This window comes from Pedobacter sp. AC464, assembly GCF_979253075.1.
The window spans coordinates 1,424,741-1,442,697 of sequence record NZ_CEEDBV010000002.1 but is presented as its reverse complement, the minus strand read 5'-3'; the positions used below and the strand labels follow the sequence as shown (position 1 = coordinate 1,442,697).

Here is a 17,957-nt window from a genome sequence, read left to right as displayed (position 1 = left end):
TTTCAGATTAGATTTAGGGCAGTGAACAACAAAATTACTTAAACTGTTAAATAGCTGCTCTTCGTTGGAAAACATTGCCCCAAGTACCTGAATCGCATAAAACCTTGTAATTCAACAGAAAAACCGCAGCGTAAACATTCCATTTATTGCAAGATTATATTATTAATCCTACAACTTATAGCGCTTTTTGTTGTTCTTGGTATTAAAATTGAAACAGCTGGCTCAATTATGAGAAAATTACTTTTTACAGCATTTCTGATAATTTTGATCGCCGGTTGCAAAAAGAAGTTCTGTGGCAAAATTATGGCCATCAGTACAGAAACATCACCGGCAAACGGAGCGCCTTTATATAAAATTTACTTAGAAAGTGGTGAAGTTGTACCCATGAAAAGCAGGGGCAACTACCAAATAGGAGAAGGTTATTGTAATGATTAGACAGCAAAGTTTCGACAGGTACAACCGTAACACTACGGTTTTAAAAATCAACCCGATTAAATTAAAGGAGCTTTTACCGGCTTTTGAAGTCAACACCCTTGCAAACTCGATAACCATCTTTACCAAGGTAGAGCAAGTATCTGAAAAAGAGAAAATCATCTATGCGGAAAAATCTGCAATGGAGCTGGCTTTCGAAGAATTTGAAGACCAGTAAAAAGCTTAGGAAGCCAGCTGCGCAACTGTGGCGAGCAATAATGCTGTTTGAAAAGGTTTTTGAATATAGTAATCGCACTTGGCGTTAAAAGCCACTGCGCCATAATCGCCGGCACTCATTAAAATAATTTTGTACGCGGCTGTTTGCGTGTTTTCTTTTAGTTTCAGGCATAAATCCATGCCATTAAACTTGCCAAAGTTAATGTCCATTAAAATTACATCTGGTTTCAAGAGGCTAATGTCTTCGAAAATATTAATGGTGTAAATCTGGCTTAAGGTTACAATGTTATAGTCCTCATACTCGAACAAGCTAGAAAGGGAATCTAAGATATTATAATCGTCGTCGAGGATGAGAAGTCGTTTGCGGCTCATTTTGCTAAGCGTTTGCTATATATACGTTTTGTTTAAAAGGCCCGTTTTAATTTTTGCATTTTTTTAAGGTTTTAGAGAGCGTTAGCGCTTATTCAATTTCTCCCTCCGATAGGTGATCCAAGGGCCATCCCGATTTGTACTCAAAATCTGCATGGTCTGTTTTCGATTCGTTAACCACTCTGCCCTTAAAATCGTGGGCAACTTCGCCATGGGTTTCTAATACCTGCTTCGCCATTGCCGCATATTCTGTTAAATCCAGGCCATCTTTAACAATATAAGTTAAAGCACCACTCTCACTCAAAACAGATTCGACAACACCGGCTTCAAACTTCTTTTGGAGTGCCGCAAATGCAGCATCCATATCATTTGGGTTACTATTTTCCATAGGGTAGAATTTCTTCGAATAACCCGAAAAAAATTGAAAAGTTTCGTCAAATGATCATTACAATTGAACAGCGCAATCCGCCCTGGCTAAGCTCTTATTTCAAGTTCTTAGATGCCCGGGGTTTTTGCGGCCACCAAATAGAGCCAGGCTAGGCTACAGCGCAGGCCTCATTTACCCCACATCATTACTTACAAATCCATGAAGAACCATTTACCCCTTTTATGCGTAAATCTTACCATAACAGCCAGTTGGACAAAAAATTCCAGCGGCTTTGTTTGTAAGGATTATAAACTTTAAACGACCAATACCCCATATGAAAACACTAAAATTATTCGGCATACTCATGGTGGCACTCGCATTAAATGCCTGCAGCCAAAATAAAACCTCAAACGCAGGGGGAATATCCCGCGATATTAAAAAATACCCGGCCGCAAAATCAGCTGCCTACTGGAAACAAGCACTATCTGCCCAGGCTTATGATATTATGGTAAACAGCGGAACCGAAACGCCTTATAAAAACCCCTATTGGGATAACCACAAAAAAGGCGTTTATGTAAGCGCAGCAACCGGCAAACCGCTTTTCAGCTCGGATACGAAATTTGAATCGGGCACTGGATGGCCAAGTTTCTATAAACCCATCGATGCTAAAGCCATCAAAATTGTTCGCGATGCATCAGACGGAATGGTTAGAGACGAAGTGGTAGAGGCCAGCACCGGCCTGCACCTGGGCCATGTTTTTGATGACGGACCTAAACCTACCGGGCTTCGCTACTGCATGAATTCTTACGCCCTCAAGTTTATCCCCGCCAAATAAATCAAATCATCATGAAAAGATATAAATTGTGGCTGCTCGGACTGGCCTTCCTCGCCTCATGCACCGATGCACAAACCCGCAAAAACGAAAATGCTTTTGCTGATTTACCTAAACCAACAGCCAACCAGCAATTGGCAACTTTTGCAGGCGGCTGCTTTTGGGCGCTGGAAGAAGGCATGAGCGAACTTAAAGGCGTAGATAAGGTTGTATCCGGCTACGCAGGCGGAACGGTTAAAAACCCAACTTACGAAGAGGTTTGCGCAGACAATACCGGCCACGCCGAATCGGTTGATGTGTACTATGATCCGGCCTTAATCAGCTATGCGCAGCTTGCCGAAGCCTTTTTCTACGCCCATGACCCCACTACGGTAAACAGGCAGGGCCCAGACGAGGGTGAAGACTACCGCTCGATGGCATTTTACAGAAACGACGAGGAGCATAAAACACTCGGACAGGTAATTGCAAAGGTAAATGCAAGTAAGCATTATGCCGATAAAATCGTTACCCAGGTGGTACCTTTTAAAGTTTCCTACCCCGCAGAAAATTACCACCAGGATTATTATAAGCTCAACCCCGGCAATGGTTACATTCAAAATGTATCCAGGCCGAAAGTGCTCAAGCTGCGGAAAAACATGGCCGCACTCATCAAGCCAGAATTTAAAGATAAAAGCTAATCAATCAAGGGGGATTGTTTAATCCCCCTTTTGCATTAAATCTTTTCGCAATATTCTTTATCTTTGTGTATCCCCCAAGCCAGTTCAGGTTAAATCACATCCTCCCTATTTTTAGCCTGTTTTTATGGGTTAGCCATATCTGCTGTTCAACAAATAACCCTTTAATGAACATCCGCAATGGCCGATTACCTTCTTATTGCTGCATTACTTGCCATAGTTTTCTTGCTGATCTTTATAGTGAATTACCCACGCCATAGGCATCCGAAGAAGTAAGGGGTTAAGTCATTTTTGAAAGCATACTGGCAGCACACATCATTCTCTCATAAACTCAAAGCCATTATTACCGGCGATGGTCATTAAAGGCTCTATTGTGCTTTTAAACTTTAATTTATAATCTTCTGGCACTTCCTTTACGCCATCTAAATCAGGAAAGATACTCAAGTAATCCTCCAATAACTTCTCTTTTGGGAGCCTGTATTTAATTACCTCAATAGCCGTTTTCTGTAGATTATAAAACTTGTCAAAATGCTTTTCCAGCCGCGGCAACTTATCCGATTTGGCGCTGTTGAAAGAAGGGCAAGCGGGTATCAGATTCCAAAATAAATCATGTGATACAAAAGCATAAGGGATAAAATGCTCCACGGCAAAAGCTTTCTTGTAAAGCCTGGTATTGGTGTAAATGCAATCTACACCGCCCAACTCATCTATCACTACATCCCAAACTTTTCGCTGTTTTGCCAGGCCATTTCTTTTTGCGGGTTTAATCAGCTTATTCGGAATATCCGGAACATTAGGATTGTGTTTCTGTAAGTATAAACTCAGCTTCCAGTAACAAAAGCTTTTTAAAATCCCGGCATTACGTTTCAGGTAATCTACCCAGATGGGATTAATCGTAATGTGCGTCTGTTCTAACGAATACAGGCAATCATTTTCAAAATTCTGCGATGCCTCATAAATGGATTTTCGCGTTTCGCCTTGTTGCGGAAACCACGGACTCAAAAACCAATGTGGTACCTGCTTGTTAAAATGCCACAATAACTGTTGTGTAGATAACCGGTTGCTGTTGGTTAAGCGGCTTTTTATTTTATTTCGCTCCTCATCAATACTTATTCCCTCTGCCGCAGCAATTTCTTTTACCTTATCATGCAACTGGTCCTGCTTGCCGAAACTAATCTGGAAATAATTTATTGTATACCAGCTTGCAGCAACCATGCCGATAAACAACCGCTGCTTAGGGATGTAATATTGTCCGTCTTCTACCTCGTCTAAAATAGCTAGGAACCAGTAAAATTTATAAGCCGCAGCTGTATTGTTAAAACTGGCCGTTAACAGGTATATAGGTAAGCGCTCATGATTAGGGATCATTCAATTGCAAGATATTCATAATCGCAACATTGACGAAATATTCTTTAAGTTTAGAATCGGTTTAGATTTGTAGTGACAACATCTAAACAAATGTTTACTTGTGGCACTCAATTATTATATTGCCAATAAATAGATAGTATAAATGACAGATATATTTTTAGGCAACGACCAACCAACTACCTGCCCCAAATGCGGTGTCAGGACGGAAATCCTATCGGATAGATTACTAATGCAACAACACCTGTGCCTTAATGAAACATGCACCTACGAATTTATCTTGGAGTTTGATTCCATAAAGTGAAATAAGAGCAGAGCGCTAAACAAAGCACCTACCACTGCACGAGGCTTTAAATCAGTTCAGCGTTTAGAACGCTGATGATTTAAATTCTTTATCCACTCACCAATTTAGCTGAATCCTTCCACAAGTAATTTGGGATAGGTTCTTGCAACTCCCAAGTAATAGACATCGGTTTAGAACCTTCGTATTTAATAAAGTTAGCGTCTCCAACAAAAACATAACCTTGGGTATTCCCATATTGGTTCGTTTTAGCCTCCCTTACAAAAAGCAATATCTTTTTACCTAGTTCCTGGTGATTAATGTAAGTTAAACCTTTGCCGCTATCACTACGGGTTTGATTTTGAGATTGCCAATGAAATAAGATCTCATTAATGGCATAATCATCATATAGGGTAGTAGGAGAGAAATCCTCTTCCGATTTAGTCAGGTCTATAAAAAGTAGTTCAGTATTTAAATCTTTGTTTTCTGCCACGCCCTCGCGATTGCTAGATTGGCTAACCAAAGTACTTAATCTAAAGGCAACCAATACCTGGTCTCTCGTATACCTAGCGTGGAGCTTCAAAGGCTGTTCATAAGATAGGTTTGTTAAATCATATTCCTCAAAATCTGTTTGAGCCAAACGGTAGGTTAAAAACGAAATAATTTCTGCTACATAAGTTTTGTTTCTGCCAATTTCTTCAATGCTTTCAATAAGACTGCTGTCTGTAGGTTTTTGCCAAAAGTCATAGTGCAACATCACCAACATGAGCTCATCCGTTTTAGAGAATTTTTTGTCTCTAATCACAAAATCTGCTTTAGCCAACTTAAGTAGAAAAGAGAAATAGCTGTGCGAACTGGTGCTTAGCCACTTGTTCCTCAGCATGGCCGTATATAATTTTTCGTTTAATGGGTTATAGTTTGTTATCACAGCGGCTTCATGACACAGCTTCGACCAGCTGTTTCTGGCGTAGATTAAATTGATATCCAGGTTGTAGATATGCAAGAAATTAGCTAGAGTTAAAGGCAAGTCGGTATGTTGCGCATAAGCCTTAATCTTATGGATCAGATTTTTTCTGCTCAAATTAGTAGCCCGTTTAATATTGGCTAAAATAGTCTCCTTCGCTTGCTTCTCTAAAACGATAGCGCAGCCCAAGGGCAAATGTGGGAAGTCATTCTCAATCTCTTTTTGTACTGTTGTATTGGTTTTACCAATCAGCGCCCTAAACTTTCCTTCAAAATCGTATTCGGCATTGGCATTACCTACAAAATCCAATACAGTAAGCACGTCCTTTCCATCATGTAATCTAAGGCCTCTTCCAAGTTGTTGCAAAAAAATAGTTAAGCTTTCTGTAGGCCTTAAAAACAATAGGGTATCTATTTCAGGAATATCTATGCCTTCATTTAAAATATCAACCACAAATAAGTAGTTAATCTGCTTGGTGCGCAACTGCATTAAAGCTAGCCCACGTTCTTCGCTACTCGTATCACTGGTTAATGATTTAGACTTCAACCCGGCCTTATTAAACCGTTCGCTCATAAACAGCGCATGATCTTTAGTTACACAAAAACCTATCGCAATCAAATCCTCAAAATCTTTCGTATACTGCTCTAGGTTCCTAATAATTTCACCCACACGCCTATGATTAGCCGTATAAACTTTGCTCAGCTCACTCGCTACATACCTCCCTTTTTCCCACCTTACCTGAGATAGGTCGGTACTATCAGCAATAGCAAAATATTGAAAGGGGGTGAGCAGTTTCTGGTTTAGTGCCTCTGGCAAGCGTATTTCTGCAGCAATATGGTTATCGAAATAAGGTAAAATGCTTTCGCCATCCATGCGCTCCGGCGTAGCGGTAAGCCCTAAAAGAATTTGCGGTGTAAAATACTTAAGCGCCTTTCGATAACTATTGGCGGTAGCGTGATGTCCTTCATCTAAAATAATATAGTCATAATAATCTGCACTTACCTTCATCGCTTCCAACTGATTGTTGAGCGTTTGTACAGAGGCAAAAACGTGTCTTTTATCCGTAATCTGTAATCCATCAACCCAAAGTTCGGCAAAGCTGGCATCCCGTAAAATATTTCTAAAAGTATGGCGGGCTTGCGTTAGTAGCTCTTTTCGATGTGCAATAAAGAGAAAGGTTGCCTGAGGATTTTGCTGTCTAAACCGCTTAAAATCGAAAGCCGAGATCATTGTCTTACCTGTACCTGTTGCTGCTACAATTAGGTTTTTAAACCTGCCATGAATATGACGCTCTACCTGCAATTTTTCCAATACCTCCAATTGGTAATGGTAGGGTTTAATATCGAAAAAATTAATAATACCCTCTTCTGCTTTTCCAATCCGATTGTTTTTAATGGCACCACTTAGCTTTTCGTAATGGAGCTGATCATCGTAAAGCTCAAATTCTGCATGCTGCCAGTAAGATTCGAAAGTCTTCTGAAACTTTGCAATAATGTGCGGAATTTCTTTAGTCGTAATCTTAACATTCCATTCTAAGCCATCCGTTAGTGCAGACCGCGAAAAATTGGAAGAGCCAATATAACCCGTATGAAATCCAGAATTCCTGTAGAATAGATAAGCCTTTGCGTGGAGTCTTTCTTTATCTACATTATACGAAACCTTAATTTCTGTATTAGGTAGTTTGGCTAATTCTCTAATTGCCTTTGCATCGGTAGCGCCCATATAAGTGGTGGTAATTACCCTTAAATGGCCACCATTGGCAGTAAAATCTTCAAATGCCGATTTTAAAATTACTATCGCTTTCCATTTGATGAAGGACACCAATAAATCAATGCGGTTAGCTGATGCTATTTCCTTCTTGAGTTCACTTTCTAAAGACAAACCTACATTCCCACCAGTAAAGAGCTCACTTTGTGTAAGCCTTGTTTGTGGTGTAATTTCTTTTAAGCGCAGGTCTAAATCACTATAATGATTGTCTATTGTAGTAAAAACAGCCTTTAGGATCGTTGCCTCTGCATCGATAATGTCTTCTTTGAAATCATATTGCGCTATCTCCTGCTGTAAAAGGACTATAATTTTGTTAGCAATCTCAATCTGCTTAGTAACATCTTTTTTAATTAAACCAAAAGCCTGGTGCATGGCCGAACTTAAATGTTGGGCGAGTATTCTCGAGGCTTCCTCTTTATCTATAGGAGCGGTATTGATGTAAAACGATTGCCTGTCTAAACTATCAAGTTTCGTTTTAAGTACGCCTGTAATTAACTGTTCGTATATGCCTAAATTCATTGATATAGTTCCATTAATTCTTTCACTACTGGCACATCTGCCGCTGCCCAATCGTACGCCATTAGGTTGGCTATCTTTTCCCACTTTACTTGCGCATGCTCCACTGCATTAAGCTCACCACCTTGGTATGCACAAATAAAAGGATAGAGGCGCAACGAAAAATCTGGGTAATTGTGCAACACATCTGTTAGGTCCTTATCAATGCTGATATCCAGATTTAATTCTTCTTTAATTTCCCTCGCCAGGCAAGCTACTTTACTTTCGCCAGGCTCTACCTTTCCACCAGGAAATTCCCATTTCAAAGGTAATTTCATATTGGTGCTACGCTGGGCAATCAATACGTGGCTATTCTTAAAAATAATGGCGCAAGTAACTTCGAGCATTATAAGTATTTACTTTTCTAAAGTAAGGTAAATTTTTGAGAAGGTAAAGGCAATGGTGAGGTGCAGTTAGTATGTGATATTGGTTATAACTTTCTTTTAGAAAATGTCCTTACTTTCTTCGAGTAGTTTTTCCTCTAATCTCGAAGTTATGCTTCATGTAAGATTTTACCATTATTTCCTTAGAACTCAAAGACAGTTTGCAAATTGCCACTAGCGTCCGCATCTGGCCGAAAGGAACGTTCAGTTTCTCGTCCCAGAAAGGTTTTTCTGGAGAAGCAAGTCGGGTAGATTTGCGGACTGAAGCCCGGCAACGTAAAAGCTTGAAACAAAGCAGAAATTCAAGCAGGGAAACGGCCACAGGTTCGGCTACCCGCTGGCAGGCGAGCGCCAAACAGGAAGGTAACAGTTTGAAGGTTTTCAGGTGGCAAAGCGGCTGGCTCTGGTGGCTTGCCGGCCTGGGCCTGCTTGCCTTTCTTGCCTGGAAACTCAGGTGGAAAATTGTCTGATTAAAGCCCAACAACTTCCTCAATTGTTAAGGACGTTGTTGGTTTTAACCTATTGAAGGCCTGACCGTTTATCAATTCTCAAAACCAGAAGTTTTAAAGCATGGATTTTTCAAATTCTTGACATATCTTCGAAAGTTAATCCCCTAACCAAACAAGTTTTCCTCATTTTAATGTTCAGTAACGCTCAAACAGACACCAGGATTGTGGTGTTTAAATCGATGACCATCGTTGTAAATCGTGTCAGAGATTATCCTAATCAATTCAGAATATATGTAGACAGCCTTTACAATGGCACCTTAGAGTTAACAGATGAAGGCTGGACAATTACACCCGGCTATACCCTGCCCAAAGGCGTTTTTACCTTACTAACGAAAAGAATGGGCATACTTTAAATTAATTTGCCTGCAACATTTTTAAACTTATTTAGGTTGCCAACGTTCTTTTCAGCAAAAACGACAAAAGCCGCCCAAGGGCAGCTTTCCGTTTATTGATTGTGTGTTTGTGCTTTTTATTTTGCCAAAACCATTGCATTTTGCTGCGCCTCCATAATGGCCTGAGAAGCAAAAGCCTCAGATTTAAGGCTGGCAAAGTTAGCGGCTTTTACATTTTTCATGTTACCGGCAATTACGGTGCTTTCAGTTGCTGAACCTGATAACCTTAATACTGCGCTGTCTTTTACAACTGTGTATAAACTTGTTGCTGTAGTTTTGATGTTCGCTGTTGCGCTTTGGCTTAAAAATAATTGAAGATTCTTTACATCAAAATTATTTTCGGTACTAACGATTGATTCGCCGTAGGCTTCGATTCTTTCTAAATCTTTTACCGTAACATTTATGGTAACCTGATCGGCTTCGGTTGAATTGATGAATAAGGTTCTGCCGTCGGTAGTTACCGAAGTTTTTGCAGCATCGTAGTTAACTTTACCGGCTACATCCTGCTTGTTGCCCTGGCTTAAAACAACTTTTACATTTCCACTCACCCAAATTCTGTTGAACTTCGATAATGAGGCTTGTTTTGTTTCTGCTTTAACTGGCTCTGCGGCGAAAGTTGCCATGGCCGATGAAGTGAATACTACTGCTGTTAATGCTGCTGCGAATAATGATTTTGCTAAGGTTTTCATATCTTTTATATTTTAAGTTTTTTGTTATTGTTTGTTATTAAGACGCCGTCGCCCAGGAAACGTTTCAGCTAAAAATGCCGTATTATACCAGCAAGAGTAGGCAGCAGACCAACGCCTGTAATTTCTAGACGAACGCCCGTTCATTTTTTAGTAGAATCGACGAACCGCTTGTCTACCTGTCCTTTTGTTATGTTATGATGCGCTGATAAGCACTCAAGAAGTTTCAAATCTCAGCTTAGGATAAAAGACTATCGGTTGAATGGCGGTTTTTTAATTTCTTTCATCGCTACCGCAGCTAATGCGATATTTTAAAATATGTTTTGTTAATTGCCTTCGGAAACCGATGTGCAAATCTTCGCGACGTTGTTATTTGCCTGCGCATTCAAACCAAAATACTTTTTCGCTGTTTAACCGTAAAAACTAAACGCCTTGTCACTAAAATCGCTATCTAAAACCCGCTGGAGGATTGAGCCAGACCGGGTTGTTGTTTATCCTTACGGCTTATCATACATACTCGCCGGGGTATTGGCAGTCATTTTTGTTGCCGGATATTTTGTATATGTGTACTATCTGAAAAATGATATTGCATCGTCTCTGCCATTGCTGATTGTAATGGCGGTTGTAATTGCACTTTTTGTGGCCTGGGCCGGAACAGCTGTAGAGTTTGAAACCGGGCAGGGCATTATGCGCAGGAAACTCTTTGGCTTTCTGCCTGTATCGGCTGTTCCCTTTGCAAAGATTTACGGCATCTCACCGGTTTCTAACCTTGCGGGTTCTTATACCTATCGCGTTTTTAAGAAAGACAACCGCTACGGCAAAGGCATACCGGTTTCTTCCAGTTATGGAAAAAATGATGACCCCAATGCAATCGCATTTGTTGATGAGGTGATTACCCCGATACACCGCCAGCTCGAACTCCACGATGCACCAGGCGATTTCATTCCAAAGCAGATAGACCAGTATAAGTTTTTTAACGTGCAGGGCGGTACCTACACGATAAAGAAAAACAAAATGGGTGGCGTGTTGCTCGGCCTGGTTCTGCTGGCCATAGGCATCCACGAATTAACGCCTGCTGCCTGGCTTGGCCACGATTTTAGCATAGGCAGAATGTGTTTTATGCTCTTTACCCTTATCGGCGGCCCGGTAATCATATTGGCCGGCTTTACGGAGACCATCTTTGATAAGTCGTCGCGATTGGTAAAGCGCAGCAGCCCAATTGGCCTGGGCAACAAAGTTTACAGTTTTGATGATTTTAACGGGATTCAAACCGTCAGGAAATCTACTAATCTTATCTATTCAGGAACAGACGTTCGGATTTATTTTTTACGGCCCGGAACCGATAAGGAAGATGCAATGATACTATCGAGCTTTTTCAGCACGAAAAAAGTAGAGCGGTTTGTTGCTGAAGTAAACAATATCATGGCCTAAATGCGGTATTGAACTTTGCCTGATATCATTGCGAATGTTGACTTAAATATTTGGTTTTCATCGATTTAGTTCCCTTCAGTTTACATGGCTTTGTTAAAATCTTTTAAGTAGCAATACCTGGACCTAAAGGCTGCTAAGTATATACAATTCGAAATGATTAGAAACCTAATCTTAAGCCTGTTCACAATCTTGACTTGTGCAGGCCAGGTAAAAAAAGAGCCGGCAAAAATCAGCAATGCGTTCTTATTGAGCAAAACGGTAAAATCAAGCGATGGTACAGCAACTGAAAGTATTGCAAGTACACTGTTGTACACCTCATCTCCAACTGGAGACGAGTATTTTGCTTACACCCTAACAGATGGAATCATCTCCGATGCACTTGGGTATCGGTTCGCGGCCACCGCTAAGGGCCTTTTCTTCATAGCCGAGCGCCTGTTTTCGAATCAGAATGAGGTTGACAGTCTTCAAATTCGCTTTGACGACGCTCAGCACCTGGTACACATCGGTAAAGGTGACCGATACCAGCTTTTTCCATCGAGCTACCTAAAATTTAAGCAAGAAGTAAATGGGAGCCATAAAATTCTGAGTTTTATAGGTTTGCTGGAAGATAACCTCGGTGATTATCCGATTGCAGAATTGCTTCCGCTCATTGCAATTTACGGTAACCAAAAACCAGCGCTTAAGATTAAACAGGCTCAGGTTAGCACGGCACGAAGTCAGTCTGACGACATTCTTGATACCTGGCAATGCAATTACAAATACGGACGGACCGGGAAAATATTGTTTGTAAAAGCTTTTAATGAGGACGGACTGCGTTTTACTAAAAACGTCAGCTATGAACCGGACGGCGGCCTGGTAATTAAATCGCACAGAAATATAGAAGACAGGCAGATAACCGACCGCATCCTGTTAATGCAGGCAAGCACGCCCGGCAAACTTAAGTGGACGGACCGCGTAATGCAAAGCGGGAAAAACGTTGAAACAACGCTGGTAACGGAAATCCTGACCAAGGCTGTATTTTCAGTTGAGCAGGCCAAAATGAATCAACAGGAAGTATTAAATTTATTGAAGAAAAAGCAATGAACGATGATACGAACCCAAAACGCTAACCAACTGACTGAAAAGGCACACCTTTAAGCAATATTCCGGAAACGGGTGGGCGACAGAAAGAAATACCGGAAATTTAATAGCAGTGTATGAATAAGCTGCGCCAAAGGTTCAGGCAGTTGCTACGCCAGCTACTATACCATGCTAAAAAGACATTTACTAAAATTAAGAATATGAAACTTCCCTTTGCACTTTTGATGCTTATAACTATCCTTTCCTGCAACTCGCAAACCAAAACGGATCTTCTTTCGCTAAAGCTCAATTCGAAAGTTCCAGCTGTTGTGCTTCAAAATAACGAGCTCAAACAAGATACAGATCCCAACCTCGGTTTAGCAATACTCAATACAGCCAAGCTGGAAAAATACGCAATTGGCGAAATTGAACTTAATTCTTATACTTTTCCCAATGGGAATGCCGCCGACTACAGCAACCTGTCTATACTCCTTAGCTCGAAACAGCGCAACAATTACCTCGGTTTCAATTACAGTTCGGTAAACCAGCAGGAAACTAAAGCAATTGTAGCCTACTTAAAAAAAACCTATCCAGCGTACCAGCAAAGCGATACTAAAGGCAACGGAGAATCTTACTTCTGGGATGTTCCAAAACTTGATGCCTGGATTTTTACCTATCAGGGAAACTCTACCGATAAGAATGGCAAGAATTTTTTCAGCACAAACTTCATATTCGTGAAAAGAGGTACACGCATGGAGAACAGTACAGACCCGAAAGTAATCACGATAATGGCGTATTACAAAATGATGTATCCAGATGTGGTAAAGTAAGTAGCTTGGTTAATAAAAGAAAATCCTGTAACTGAAGTTACAGGATTGGTTTTTAAATTATTGCTGAGTGGTCCCGACGAGAATCGAACTCATATCTAAAGTTTAGGAAACTTCTATTCTATCCGTTGAACTACGGGACCGACTATGTGCCGCAAATATAATAAAAGTTTTAACTCAAAAATACCATCTTTACATTCCTTTAGCATCTGTAAAGAAGTCCATTTTTTGCCAGCCACATCTTTCTTGAGCACTCTTCTCCTTAAAATTGTTAACAGGTAAACGAAGCAGCATAATTTAATATGTTTTGGATACATGGTTTCTGATTTAAGTTGACCATTTGCTTGCTTGCGAATAAGCCTAAAAACATGCGGCTTTTTTAGCACTTGTTACTGATGGCATGAACGATTGAAACCACTCAATTAAGCAGCAAAACTCATTTGATGATGCTTGGATTAATATTTATTAGCTCGAGTAGTTAGTTTTTGATTAGTACCATCACCTTGCTACAACCTGAAATTAAACCTTGCAGAAACATCCGTTTCTGCAAGGTTTGCAAAGCGGTTAATCAATTAAAATACTGGCAATACCTTTCTCCAGAGCAGTATCCTGGATAACCGGAATTGATGCACCTTCTGCTCGGAAGATGCTCACATCTGTCATGCCCATAAAGCCTAATACCGATTTTAAATAAGGAGCGGCAAAATCGTAGGCTTGCATAGGGCCGTCAGAATAGATGCCGCCCGAGGCAATTGCCAGATAAATCTTTTTGCCTGTAATTAAGCCTTCAGGGCCATTTGCACCGTACTTAAATGTAACACCGGCTCTTGCGATGTGGTCTATCCAGGCTTTAAGTGTGGAGGGTACACCGAAGTTATAAAAGGGCACATCGATAACAATAATGTCGGCATCCTGAATCTCTGCAATTGCTTCGTCCGAATGGCGGATGGCTATAACGCTTTGCTCACTTCTGTTTTCTGCCGGCGTAAAAAAGGCGGCAAGGTGTGCCTCTTCAAGATGTGGAAATTGTTGCTTTGCCAGGTTACGCTCCTGAACGGTTGCACCAGGATAGCTGTCCTGAATTTGTTCTATTATGGCTTTGCCTAATTTTATACTCATAGATGCCTCGCCGCGGGGACTTGAAATGATATGAAGAATCTTTTTCATGTTTTCTAAATTTTATGAAGCAAATTTAGAGATAGACCCCCGGCTATTTCCATGACTATCCCAAAGGCTAGCGCTATCCTTTTAGAAACCTAAGCACACACTGGGGCATTAAAAAAGCCCTGACCAGGCAGGGCTTTTTTAATGCTATCGTTGAAAAGAAAGACGGCGGTTTCGCTTATCTGATTACACTGCCTTCCTCAAATTTATCAGCTGGTGATACAAAAACAAGTTTCCCTTCTGCATTTTCGGCCATTAAAATCATCCCCTGAGATAAAATACCTTTAATTTCCCTAGGCGCAAGGTTTACGATAATGCTAACCTGTTTGCCTATAATTTCTTCTGGCTTGTAGTGTTCTGCAATACCAGAAACTACGGTTCGCTCATCAATGCCGGTATTTACGGTGAGTTTGAGCAACTTTTTCGTTTTCTCTACTTTTTCGGCAGCTATAATGGTTGCCACGCGGATATCCATTGCAGAAAAATCATCGAAATTTATATTTTCTTTTACCGGAACGGGCGCAGAGGCTGTTGCGTTGGTAACCTTGCTCTGGTTCAGTTTCTCTATCTGGAAATCAATTGCAGCATCCTCAACTTTCTCGAAAAGGAGCACACCTTCGTTAATGTCATGTCCTCGTTTTATCAATGTAATGGAACCTGCATCTTCCCAGCCCGGTTTACCATTGTTTAGCATCTTCATTAACTTATCTGCAGTAAATGGCAAAAACGGTTCGATTAAAATCTGCAGGTTTGCACAAATTTGCAGGGAGATGTGTAAAATGGTGCGAACCCTGTCTTCATCCGTTTTAATCAGTTTCCAGGGCTCAGTTTCGGCGAGGTACTTATTTCCCAAACGGGCAACATTCATTACTTCGGAAAGCGCCTCACGGAAACGATAGTTTTCTATAGAAGCAGCAATTTTAGCAGGATAACCGGAAAGTTCATCAATAACCGCCTGATCTTCCGGCTTAATTTCCATTAAGGTTGGCACGGTGCCGTTAAAATACTTATGGGTAAGTACAATAACGCGGTTTACAAAATTTCCTAAGACGGCTACCAGTTCGTTATTATTTCTTGCCTGAAAGTCTTTCCAGGTAAAGTCGTTGTCTTTTGTTTCGGGAGCAGTAGCTGTTAAAACATAGCGCAAAACATCCTGTTTGCCTTCAAACTCCCGCAGGTATTCATTTAACCAAACCGCCCAGTTTTTGGAGGTAGAAATTTTTTGTCCTTCGAGGTTTAAAAATTCGTTCGCAGGTACATTGTCTGCAAGTATGTATCCGCCATGCGCCATTAACATTGCCGGGAAAATAATGCAGTGGAAAACGATATTATCTTTACCGATGAAATGCACCAGCTTAGTATCGTCATCTTTCCAGTATTCTTCCCAGCCACATTTATCGGCTTCGTAATTGCTGATGTAATATTCTTCTGCCTTAGGATTCCATACATCGAGTTTTGCATAATTACAAAGCTCTTTTGTAGCGGAGATGTATCCAATCGGAGCATCGAACCAAACGTATAAAACCTTGCCTTCAGCATCTCGAAGCGGCACGCGAATGCCCCAATCCAGATCGCGGGTCATGGCACGTGGGTGCAAGCCAGCATTAAGCCAGCTTTGGCATTGCCCATAAACGTTAGGGCGCCATTCTTTATGGCTTTCAATATAGGTTCTCAGCCTTTCCTCGTACTTATCTAAAGGCAGGAACCAGTTTTTGGTTTCTTTTAAAATTGGCTTATTACCTGATAAGGTTGATTTTGGATTAATTAAATCGGTTGCGTTGAGCGTGGTGCCGCAATTTTCGCATTGATCGCCATAGGCGTTTTCATTACCGCAGTTTGGGCAGGTTCCGGTAATGTAGCGGTCGGCCAGAAACTGTTTTGCCTGTTCATCGTAATATTGCTCGGTAATTTCTTCGGTAAAAACACCCTTATTGTAAAGGGTTTCGAAGAAATCGGCAGCAGTTTGATGGTGGGTTGACGAAGATGTACGATGGTAAATATCAAAAGAAACACCAAATTCTTTAAAAGAATCGCCGATAATTTTATGGTACTTATCTACAACTTCCTGCGGCGTAATGCCTTCCCGCTTAGCCTTTAAGGTAATGGGAACACCGTTCTCATCAGACCCACAAACAAACTTCACGTCGCGTTTGTTAGAACGCAGGTACCTGGCATAAATATCGGCAGGAATATACACCCCAGCCAAATGCCCGATGTGCACCGGCCCGTTTGTGTATGGTAGCGCCGCAGTAACTGTATATCTTTTTATTTTATTATTATCCAAAACAATTCATTTAATTTGACAAAGATATTGTTTTAACCATGATTATACAGCCCCCATACTTAAAAAAAGGTGATAAAATCGCGATTGTTTGTCCGGCGAAAAAACTCCCAAAATCCATAGATTCTGCCGTGTCCGTTCTTAAGGGCTGGGGACTTGATGTGGTTATCGGGAAAAGTGTGTATGCGGAACACAATCAGTTTGCGGGCGATGATGATTTGAGGGCTACAGATTTACAGGTTTTTTTAGACGACCCTATGGTGAAGGCGATTATTGCCGGACGGGGTGGCTATGGCACCTTGCGCATTATACATTCCCTCGATTTTACTGCTTTTCAAAAAAATCCTAAATGGATAATTGGCTTTAGCGATATTACGGTTTTGCTGGCCCATGTTTTTGCCCGGTACAACACACAATCGATGCATGCGCAAATGCCTTATACTTTTGATGATTCGACCGGTGAAGCGCTAGCATCCTTGAAAAAGGCACTTTTTGGCGAAAAGCCCCATTATGCTTATAAAAGCGATTTTAATAACAGGCCAGGAACCTGTAACGGCAGCTTAATTGGTGGCAACTTAACCTTGCTTTGCATGCTGCAAGGCTCGGTATCGGAGATGGATTTTGAAGATAAAATCCTTTTTCTGGAAGATGTTGGTGAGCATGAATATTCTATCGACAGAATGTTAAGGATGCTCAAAAGAGCCGGAAAGCTATCAAGATTGCGGGGCTTGATTATTGGTGCATTCAATGAAATTTCGCCGGAGAAAATTCCGTTCGGACAAACTGCAGACGAAGTAATATGGGAACTTGTTAAAGAATACACTTACCCGGTGTGCTTCAATTTCCCAAGCGGTCATATCGATAACAACATGGCAATGGTGGTTGGTGCAACCGTTGAGTTAACTATCGAAACAAATAATGTAGATTTTAAATATATATAAGATGGCAGTATTAGATAATTTAGGAAAGTACCGCAACACCGGATTGCTTTTATTAAGGATTGGATTAGGCGTTATGTTTATCATTCACGGCTTTCCAAAAATTGCAGGCGGCCCTGATGGCTGGGCAAAACTTGGCGGCAGCATGAAAGTTGTTGGCATCGATTTTCTACCTGTTTTCTGGGGGTTTATGGCCGCTGCAACAGAAACTTTCGGAGGCTTCCTGTTAATTGTTGGCTTATTCTTCAGGCCTGTGTTAATTTTGTTAATCATCACCATGATTATTGCTGCTCTGGGCCACTTTGCCAAAGGCGATGGACTAAGCGGTGCAAGCCATGCAATTGAATTGGGCATTGTATTTTTCGGACTGCTCTTTATTGGTCCGGGCAAATATAGTGTTGATAAGAAATAGTAAATCAGTAAACAAAAAAAGCCGGCAATTGCCGGCTTTTTTTGTAATCGATAA

General features: G+C 41.0%; 19 protein-coding genes and 1 tRNA gene. 11 read left to right on the top strand and 9 right to left on the bottom strand.

From position 1 onward, the window contains the following. Nucleotides 1-228: 228 nt before the first annotated feature. On the top strand, nucleotides 229-435 hold the full coding sequence (locus tag AC0IWT_RS17140; RefSeq protein ID WP_157274799.1) for a hypothetical protein: 207 nt from the start codon (nucleotides 229-231) through the stop codon (nucleotides 433-435). Next, the gene (locus tag AC0IWT_RS17135; RefSeq protein WP_056869069.1) at nucleotides 428-649 is read left to right on the top strand and encodes a hypothetical protein; all 222 of its coding nucleotides are present in this window, start codon (nucleotides 428-430) and stop codon (nucleotides 647-649) included. Before AC0IWT_RS17140 ends, AC0IWT_RS17135 begins: the two co-directional genes overlap by 8 nt. A gap of 5 nt (nucleotides 650-654) precedes the next feature. On the opposite strand, the gene AC0IWT_RS17130 is transcribed toward AC0IWT_RS17135, so the two are convergent. Both AC0IWT_RS17130 and AC0IWT_RS17125 read right to left on the bottom strand, forming a co-directional pair. Beyond that, nucleotides 655-1,020 (bottom strand): response regulator, encoded by a 366-nt coding sequence (locus AC0IWT_RS17130; RefSeq protein WP_471798071.1) that lies wholly within the window; start codon nucleotides 1,018-1,020, stop codon nucleotides 655-657. Nucleotides 1,021-1,108: 88 nt separating this feature from the next. Next, nucleotides 1,109-1,405, bottom strand: a complete 297-nt coding sequence (locus tag AC0IWT_RS17125) for a hypothetical protein (RefSeq protein ID WP_471798070.1) — start codon at nucleotides 1,403-1,405, stop codon at nucleotides 1,109-1,111. A 313-nt stretch (nucleotides 1,406-1,718) separates the two neighbouring features. Here AC0IWT_RS17125 and msrB point away from each other — a divergent pair, with 313 nt between their 5' ends. Together msrB and msrA are read left to right on the top strand one after the other, a co-directional pair. Next, on the top strand, nucleotides 1,719-2,219 hold the full coding sequence (gene msrB, locus AC0IWT_RS17120) for a peptide-methionine (R)-S-oxide reductase MsrB (RefSeq protein ID WP_471798069.1): 501 nt from the start codon (nucleotides 1,719-1,721) through the stop codon (nucleotides 2,217-2,219). 11 nt (nucleotides 2,220-2,230) lie between these two features. Continuing rightward, nucleotides 2,231-2,893 (top strand): peptide-methionine (S)-S-oxide reductase MsrA, encoded by a 663-nt coding sequence (gene msrA, locus AC0IWT_RS17115; protein ID WP_471798068.1) that lies wholly within the window; start codon nucleotides 2,231-2,233, stop codon nucleotides 2,891-2,893. A 312-nt stretch (nucleotides 2,894-3,205) separates the two neighbouring features. Here the strand turns inward: msrA and AC0IWT_RS17110 are convergent, their stop codons facing one another. The 3 genes from AC0IWT_RS17110 to AC0IWT_RS17100 form a co-directional block, all read right to left on the bottom strand. Continuing rightward, complete coding sequence (locus AC0IWT_RS17110) at nucleotides 3,206-4,258, bottom strand: HNH endonuclease domain-containing protein (protein ID WP_471798067.1); 1,053 nt, start codon at nucleotides 4,256-4,258, stop codon at nucleotides 3,206-3,208. A 389-nt stretch (nucleotides 4,259-4,647) separates the two neighbouring features. Next, complete coding sequence (locus tag AC0IWT_RS17105; protein WP_471798066.1) at nucleotides 4,648-7,785, bottom strand: DEAD/DEAH box helicase; 3,138 nt, start codon at nucleotides 7,783-7,785, stop codon at nucleotides 4,648-4,650. Then, on the bottom strand, nucleotides 7,782-8,168 hold the full coding sequence (locus AC0IWT_RS17100) for a (deoxy)nucleoside triphosphate pyrophosphohydrolase (RefSeq protein WP_471798065.1): 387 nt from the start codon (nucleotides 8,166-8,168) through the stop codon (nucleotides 7,782-7,784). The genes AC0IWT_RS17105 and AC0IWT_RS17100 overlap by 4 nt, the downstream gene beginning before the upstream one ends. A 197-nt stretch (nucleotides 8,169-8,365) precedes the next feature. On the opposite strand from AC0IWT_RS17100, the gene AC0IWT_RS17095 reads away from it, so the two are divergent. Next, nucleotides 8,366-8,674 carry a hypothetical protein gene (locus AC0IWT_RS17095; RefSeq protein ID WP_471798064.1) on the top strand — a complete coding sequence of 103 codons (309 nt, stop codon included), beginning with the start codon at nucleotides 8,366-8,368 and terminating at the stop codon, nucleotides 8,672-8,674. A gap of 170 nt (nucleotides 8,675-8,844) precedes the next feature. Beyond that, nucleotides 8,845-9,066, top strand: a complete 222-nt coding sequence (locus AC0IWT_RS17090) for a hypothetical protein (RefSeq protein WP_056869076.1) — start codon at nucleotides 8,845-8,847, stop codon at nucleotides 9,064-9,066. A 116-nt stretch (nucleotides 9,067-9,182) separates the two neighbouring features. Here the strand turns inward: AC0IWT_RS17090 and AC0IWT_RS17085 are convergent, their stop codons facing one another. After that, nucleotides 9,183-9,794: a GIN domain-containing protein gene (locus AC0IWT_RS17085; protein WP_471798063.1), complete on the bottom strand. Its 612-nt coding sequence runs from the start codon at nucleotides 9,792-9,794 to the stop codon at nucleotides 9,183-9,185. A 429-nt stretch (nucleotides 9,795-10,223) separates the two neighbouring features. Here AC0IWT_RS17085 and AC0IWT_RS17080 point away from each other — a divergent pair, with 429 nt between their 5' ends. From AC0IWT_RS17080 to AC0IWT_RS17070, 3 genes are all read left to right on the top strand, one after another. Continuing rightward, on the top strand, nucleotides 10,224-11,222 hold the full coding sequence (locus tag AC0IWT_RS17080; RefSeq protein WP_471798062.1) for a hypothetical protein: 999 nt from the start codon (nucleotides 10,224-10,226) through the stop codon (nucleotides 11,220-11,222). Between the two features lie 153 nt (nucleotides 11,223-11,375). Beyond that, nucleotides 11,376-12,305 carry a hypothetical protein gene (locus AC0IWT_RS17075; RefSeq protein ID WP_056869079.1) on the top strand — a complete coding sequence of 310 codons (930 nt, stop codon included), beginning with the start codon at nucleotides 11,376-11,378 and terminating at the stop codon, nucleotides 12,303-12,305. Nucleotides 12,306-12,418: 113 nt separating this feature from the next. Continuing rightward, nucleotides 12,419-13,111, top strand: a complete 693-nt coding sequence (locus tag AC0IWT_RS17070; RefSeq protein WP_471798061.1) for a hypothetical protein — start codon at nucleotides 12,419-12,421, stop codon at nucleotides 13,109-13,111. 68 nt (nucleotides 13,112-13,179) lie between these two features. Here AC0IWT_RS17070 and AC0IWT_RS17065 read toward each other — a convergent pair. The 3 genes from AC0IWT_RS17065 to metG form a co-directional block, all read right to left on the bottom strand. Next, nucleotides 13,180-13,251 (bottom strand) — tRNA-Arg (locus tag AC0IWT_RS17065). Nucleotides 13,252-13,672: 421 nt separating this feature from the next. After that, on the bottom strand, nucleotides 13,673-14,275 hold the full coding sequence (locus tag AC0IWT_RS17060) for an FMN-dependent NADH-azoreductase (protein WP_471798060.1): 603 nt from the start codon (nucleotides 14,273-14,275) through the stop codon (nucleotides 13,673-13,675). Nucleotides 14,276-14,450: 175 nt separating this feature from the next. Beyond that, nucleotides 14,451-16,556 carry a methionine--tRNA ligase gene (gene metG, locus AC0IWT_RS17055; RefSeq protein ID WP_471798059.1) on the bottom strand — a complete coding sequence of 702 codons (2,106 nt, stop codon included), beginning with the start codon at nucleotides 16,554-16,556 and terminating at the stop codon, nucleotides 14,451-14,453. Nucleotides 16,557-16,594: 38 nt separating this feature from the next. Between metG and AC0IWT_RS17050 the strand changes: the two genes are divergently transcribed. Both AC0IWT_RS17050 and AC0IWT_RS17045 read left to right on the top strand, forming a co-directional pair. After that, nucleotides 16,595-17,494, top strand: a complete 900-nt coding sequence (locus tag AC0IWT_RS17050; RefSeq protein ID WP_471798058.1) for a S66 peptidase family protein — start codon at nucleotides 16,595-16,597, stop codon at nucleotides 17,492-17,494. Nucleotide 17,495: 1 nt separating this feature from the next. Further along, nucleotides 17,496-17,903 carry a DoxX family protein gene (locus tag AC0IWT_RS17045; protein ID WP_471798057.1) on the top strand — a complete coding sequence of 136 codons (408 nt, stop codon included), beginning with the start codon at nucleotides 17,496-17,498 and terminating at the stop codon, nucleotides 17,901-17,903. The last annotated feature ends 54 nt before the right edge of the window (nucleotides 17,904-17,957 follow it).

Excerpts from the sequence above, each read along its gene's own strand:
- AC0IWT_RS17140 (WP_157274799.1), top strand. The coding sequence starts at position 229 with ATGAGAAAATTACTTTTTACAGCATTTCTGATAATTTTGATCGCCGGT.
- AC0IWT_RS17135 (WP_056869069.1), top strand. The coding sequence starts at position 428 with ATGATTAGACAGCAAAGTTTCGACAGGTACAACCGTAACACTACGGTT.
- AC0IWT_RS17130 (WP_471798071.1), bottom strand. The coding sequence starts at position 1,020 with ATGAGCCGCAAACGACTTCTCATCCTCGACGACGATTATAATATCTTA.
- AC0IWT_RS17125 (WP_471798070.1), bottom strand. The coding sequence starts at position 1,405 with ATGGAAAATAGTAACCCAAATGATATGGATGCTGCATTTGCGGCACTC.
- msrB (WP_471798069.1), top strand. The coding sequence starts at position 1,719 with ATGAAAACACTAAAATTATTCGGCATACTCATGGTGGCACTCGCATTA.
- msrA (WP_471798068.1), top strand. The coding sequence starts at position 2,231 with ATGAAAAGATATAAATTGTGGCTGCTCGGACTGGCCTTCCTCGCCTCA.
- AC0IWT_RS17110 (WP_471798067.1), bottom strand. The coding sequence starts at position 4,258 with ATGATCCCTAATCATGAGCGCTTACCTATATACCTGTTAACGGCCAGT.
- AC0IWT_RS17105 (WP_471798066.1), bottom strand. The coding sequence starts at position 7,785 with ATGAATTTAGGCATATACGAACAGTTAATTACAGGCGTACTTAAAACG.
- AC0IWT_RS17100 (WP_471798065.1), bottom strand. The coding sequence starts at position 8,168 with ATGCTCGAAGTTACTTGCGCCATTATTTTTAAGAATAGCCACGTATTG.
- AC0IWT_RS17090 (WP_056869076.1), top strand. The coding sequence starts at position 8,845 with ATGTTCAGTAACGCTCAAACAGACACCAGGATTGTGGTGTTTAAATCG.
- AC0IWT_RS17085 (WP_471798063.1), bottom strand. The coding sequence starts at position 9,794 with ATGAAAACCTTAGCAAAATCATTATTCGCAGCAGCATTAACAGCAGTA.
- AC0IWT_RS17075 (WP_056869079.1), top strand. The coding sequence starts at position 11,376 with ATGATTAGAAACCTAATCTTAAGCCTGTTCACAATCTTGACTTGTGCA.
- AC0IWT_RS17070 (WP_471798061.1), top strand. The coding sequence starts at position 12,419 with ATGAATAAGCTGCGCCAAAGGTTCAGGCAGTTGCTACGCCAGCTACTA.
- AC0IWT_RS17060 (WP_471798060.1), bottom strand. The coding sequence starts at position 14,275 with ATGAAAAAGATTCTTCATATCATTTCAAGTCCCCGCGGCGAGGCATCT.
- AC0IWT_RS17050 (WP_471798058.1), top strand. The coding sequence starts at position 16,595 with ATGATTATACAGCCCCCATACTTAAAAAAAGGTGATAAAATCGCGATT.
- AC0IWT_RS17045 (WP_471798057.1), top strand. The coding sequence starts at position 17,496 with ATGGCAGTATTAGATAATTTAGGAAAGTACCGCAACACCGGATTGCTT.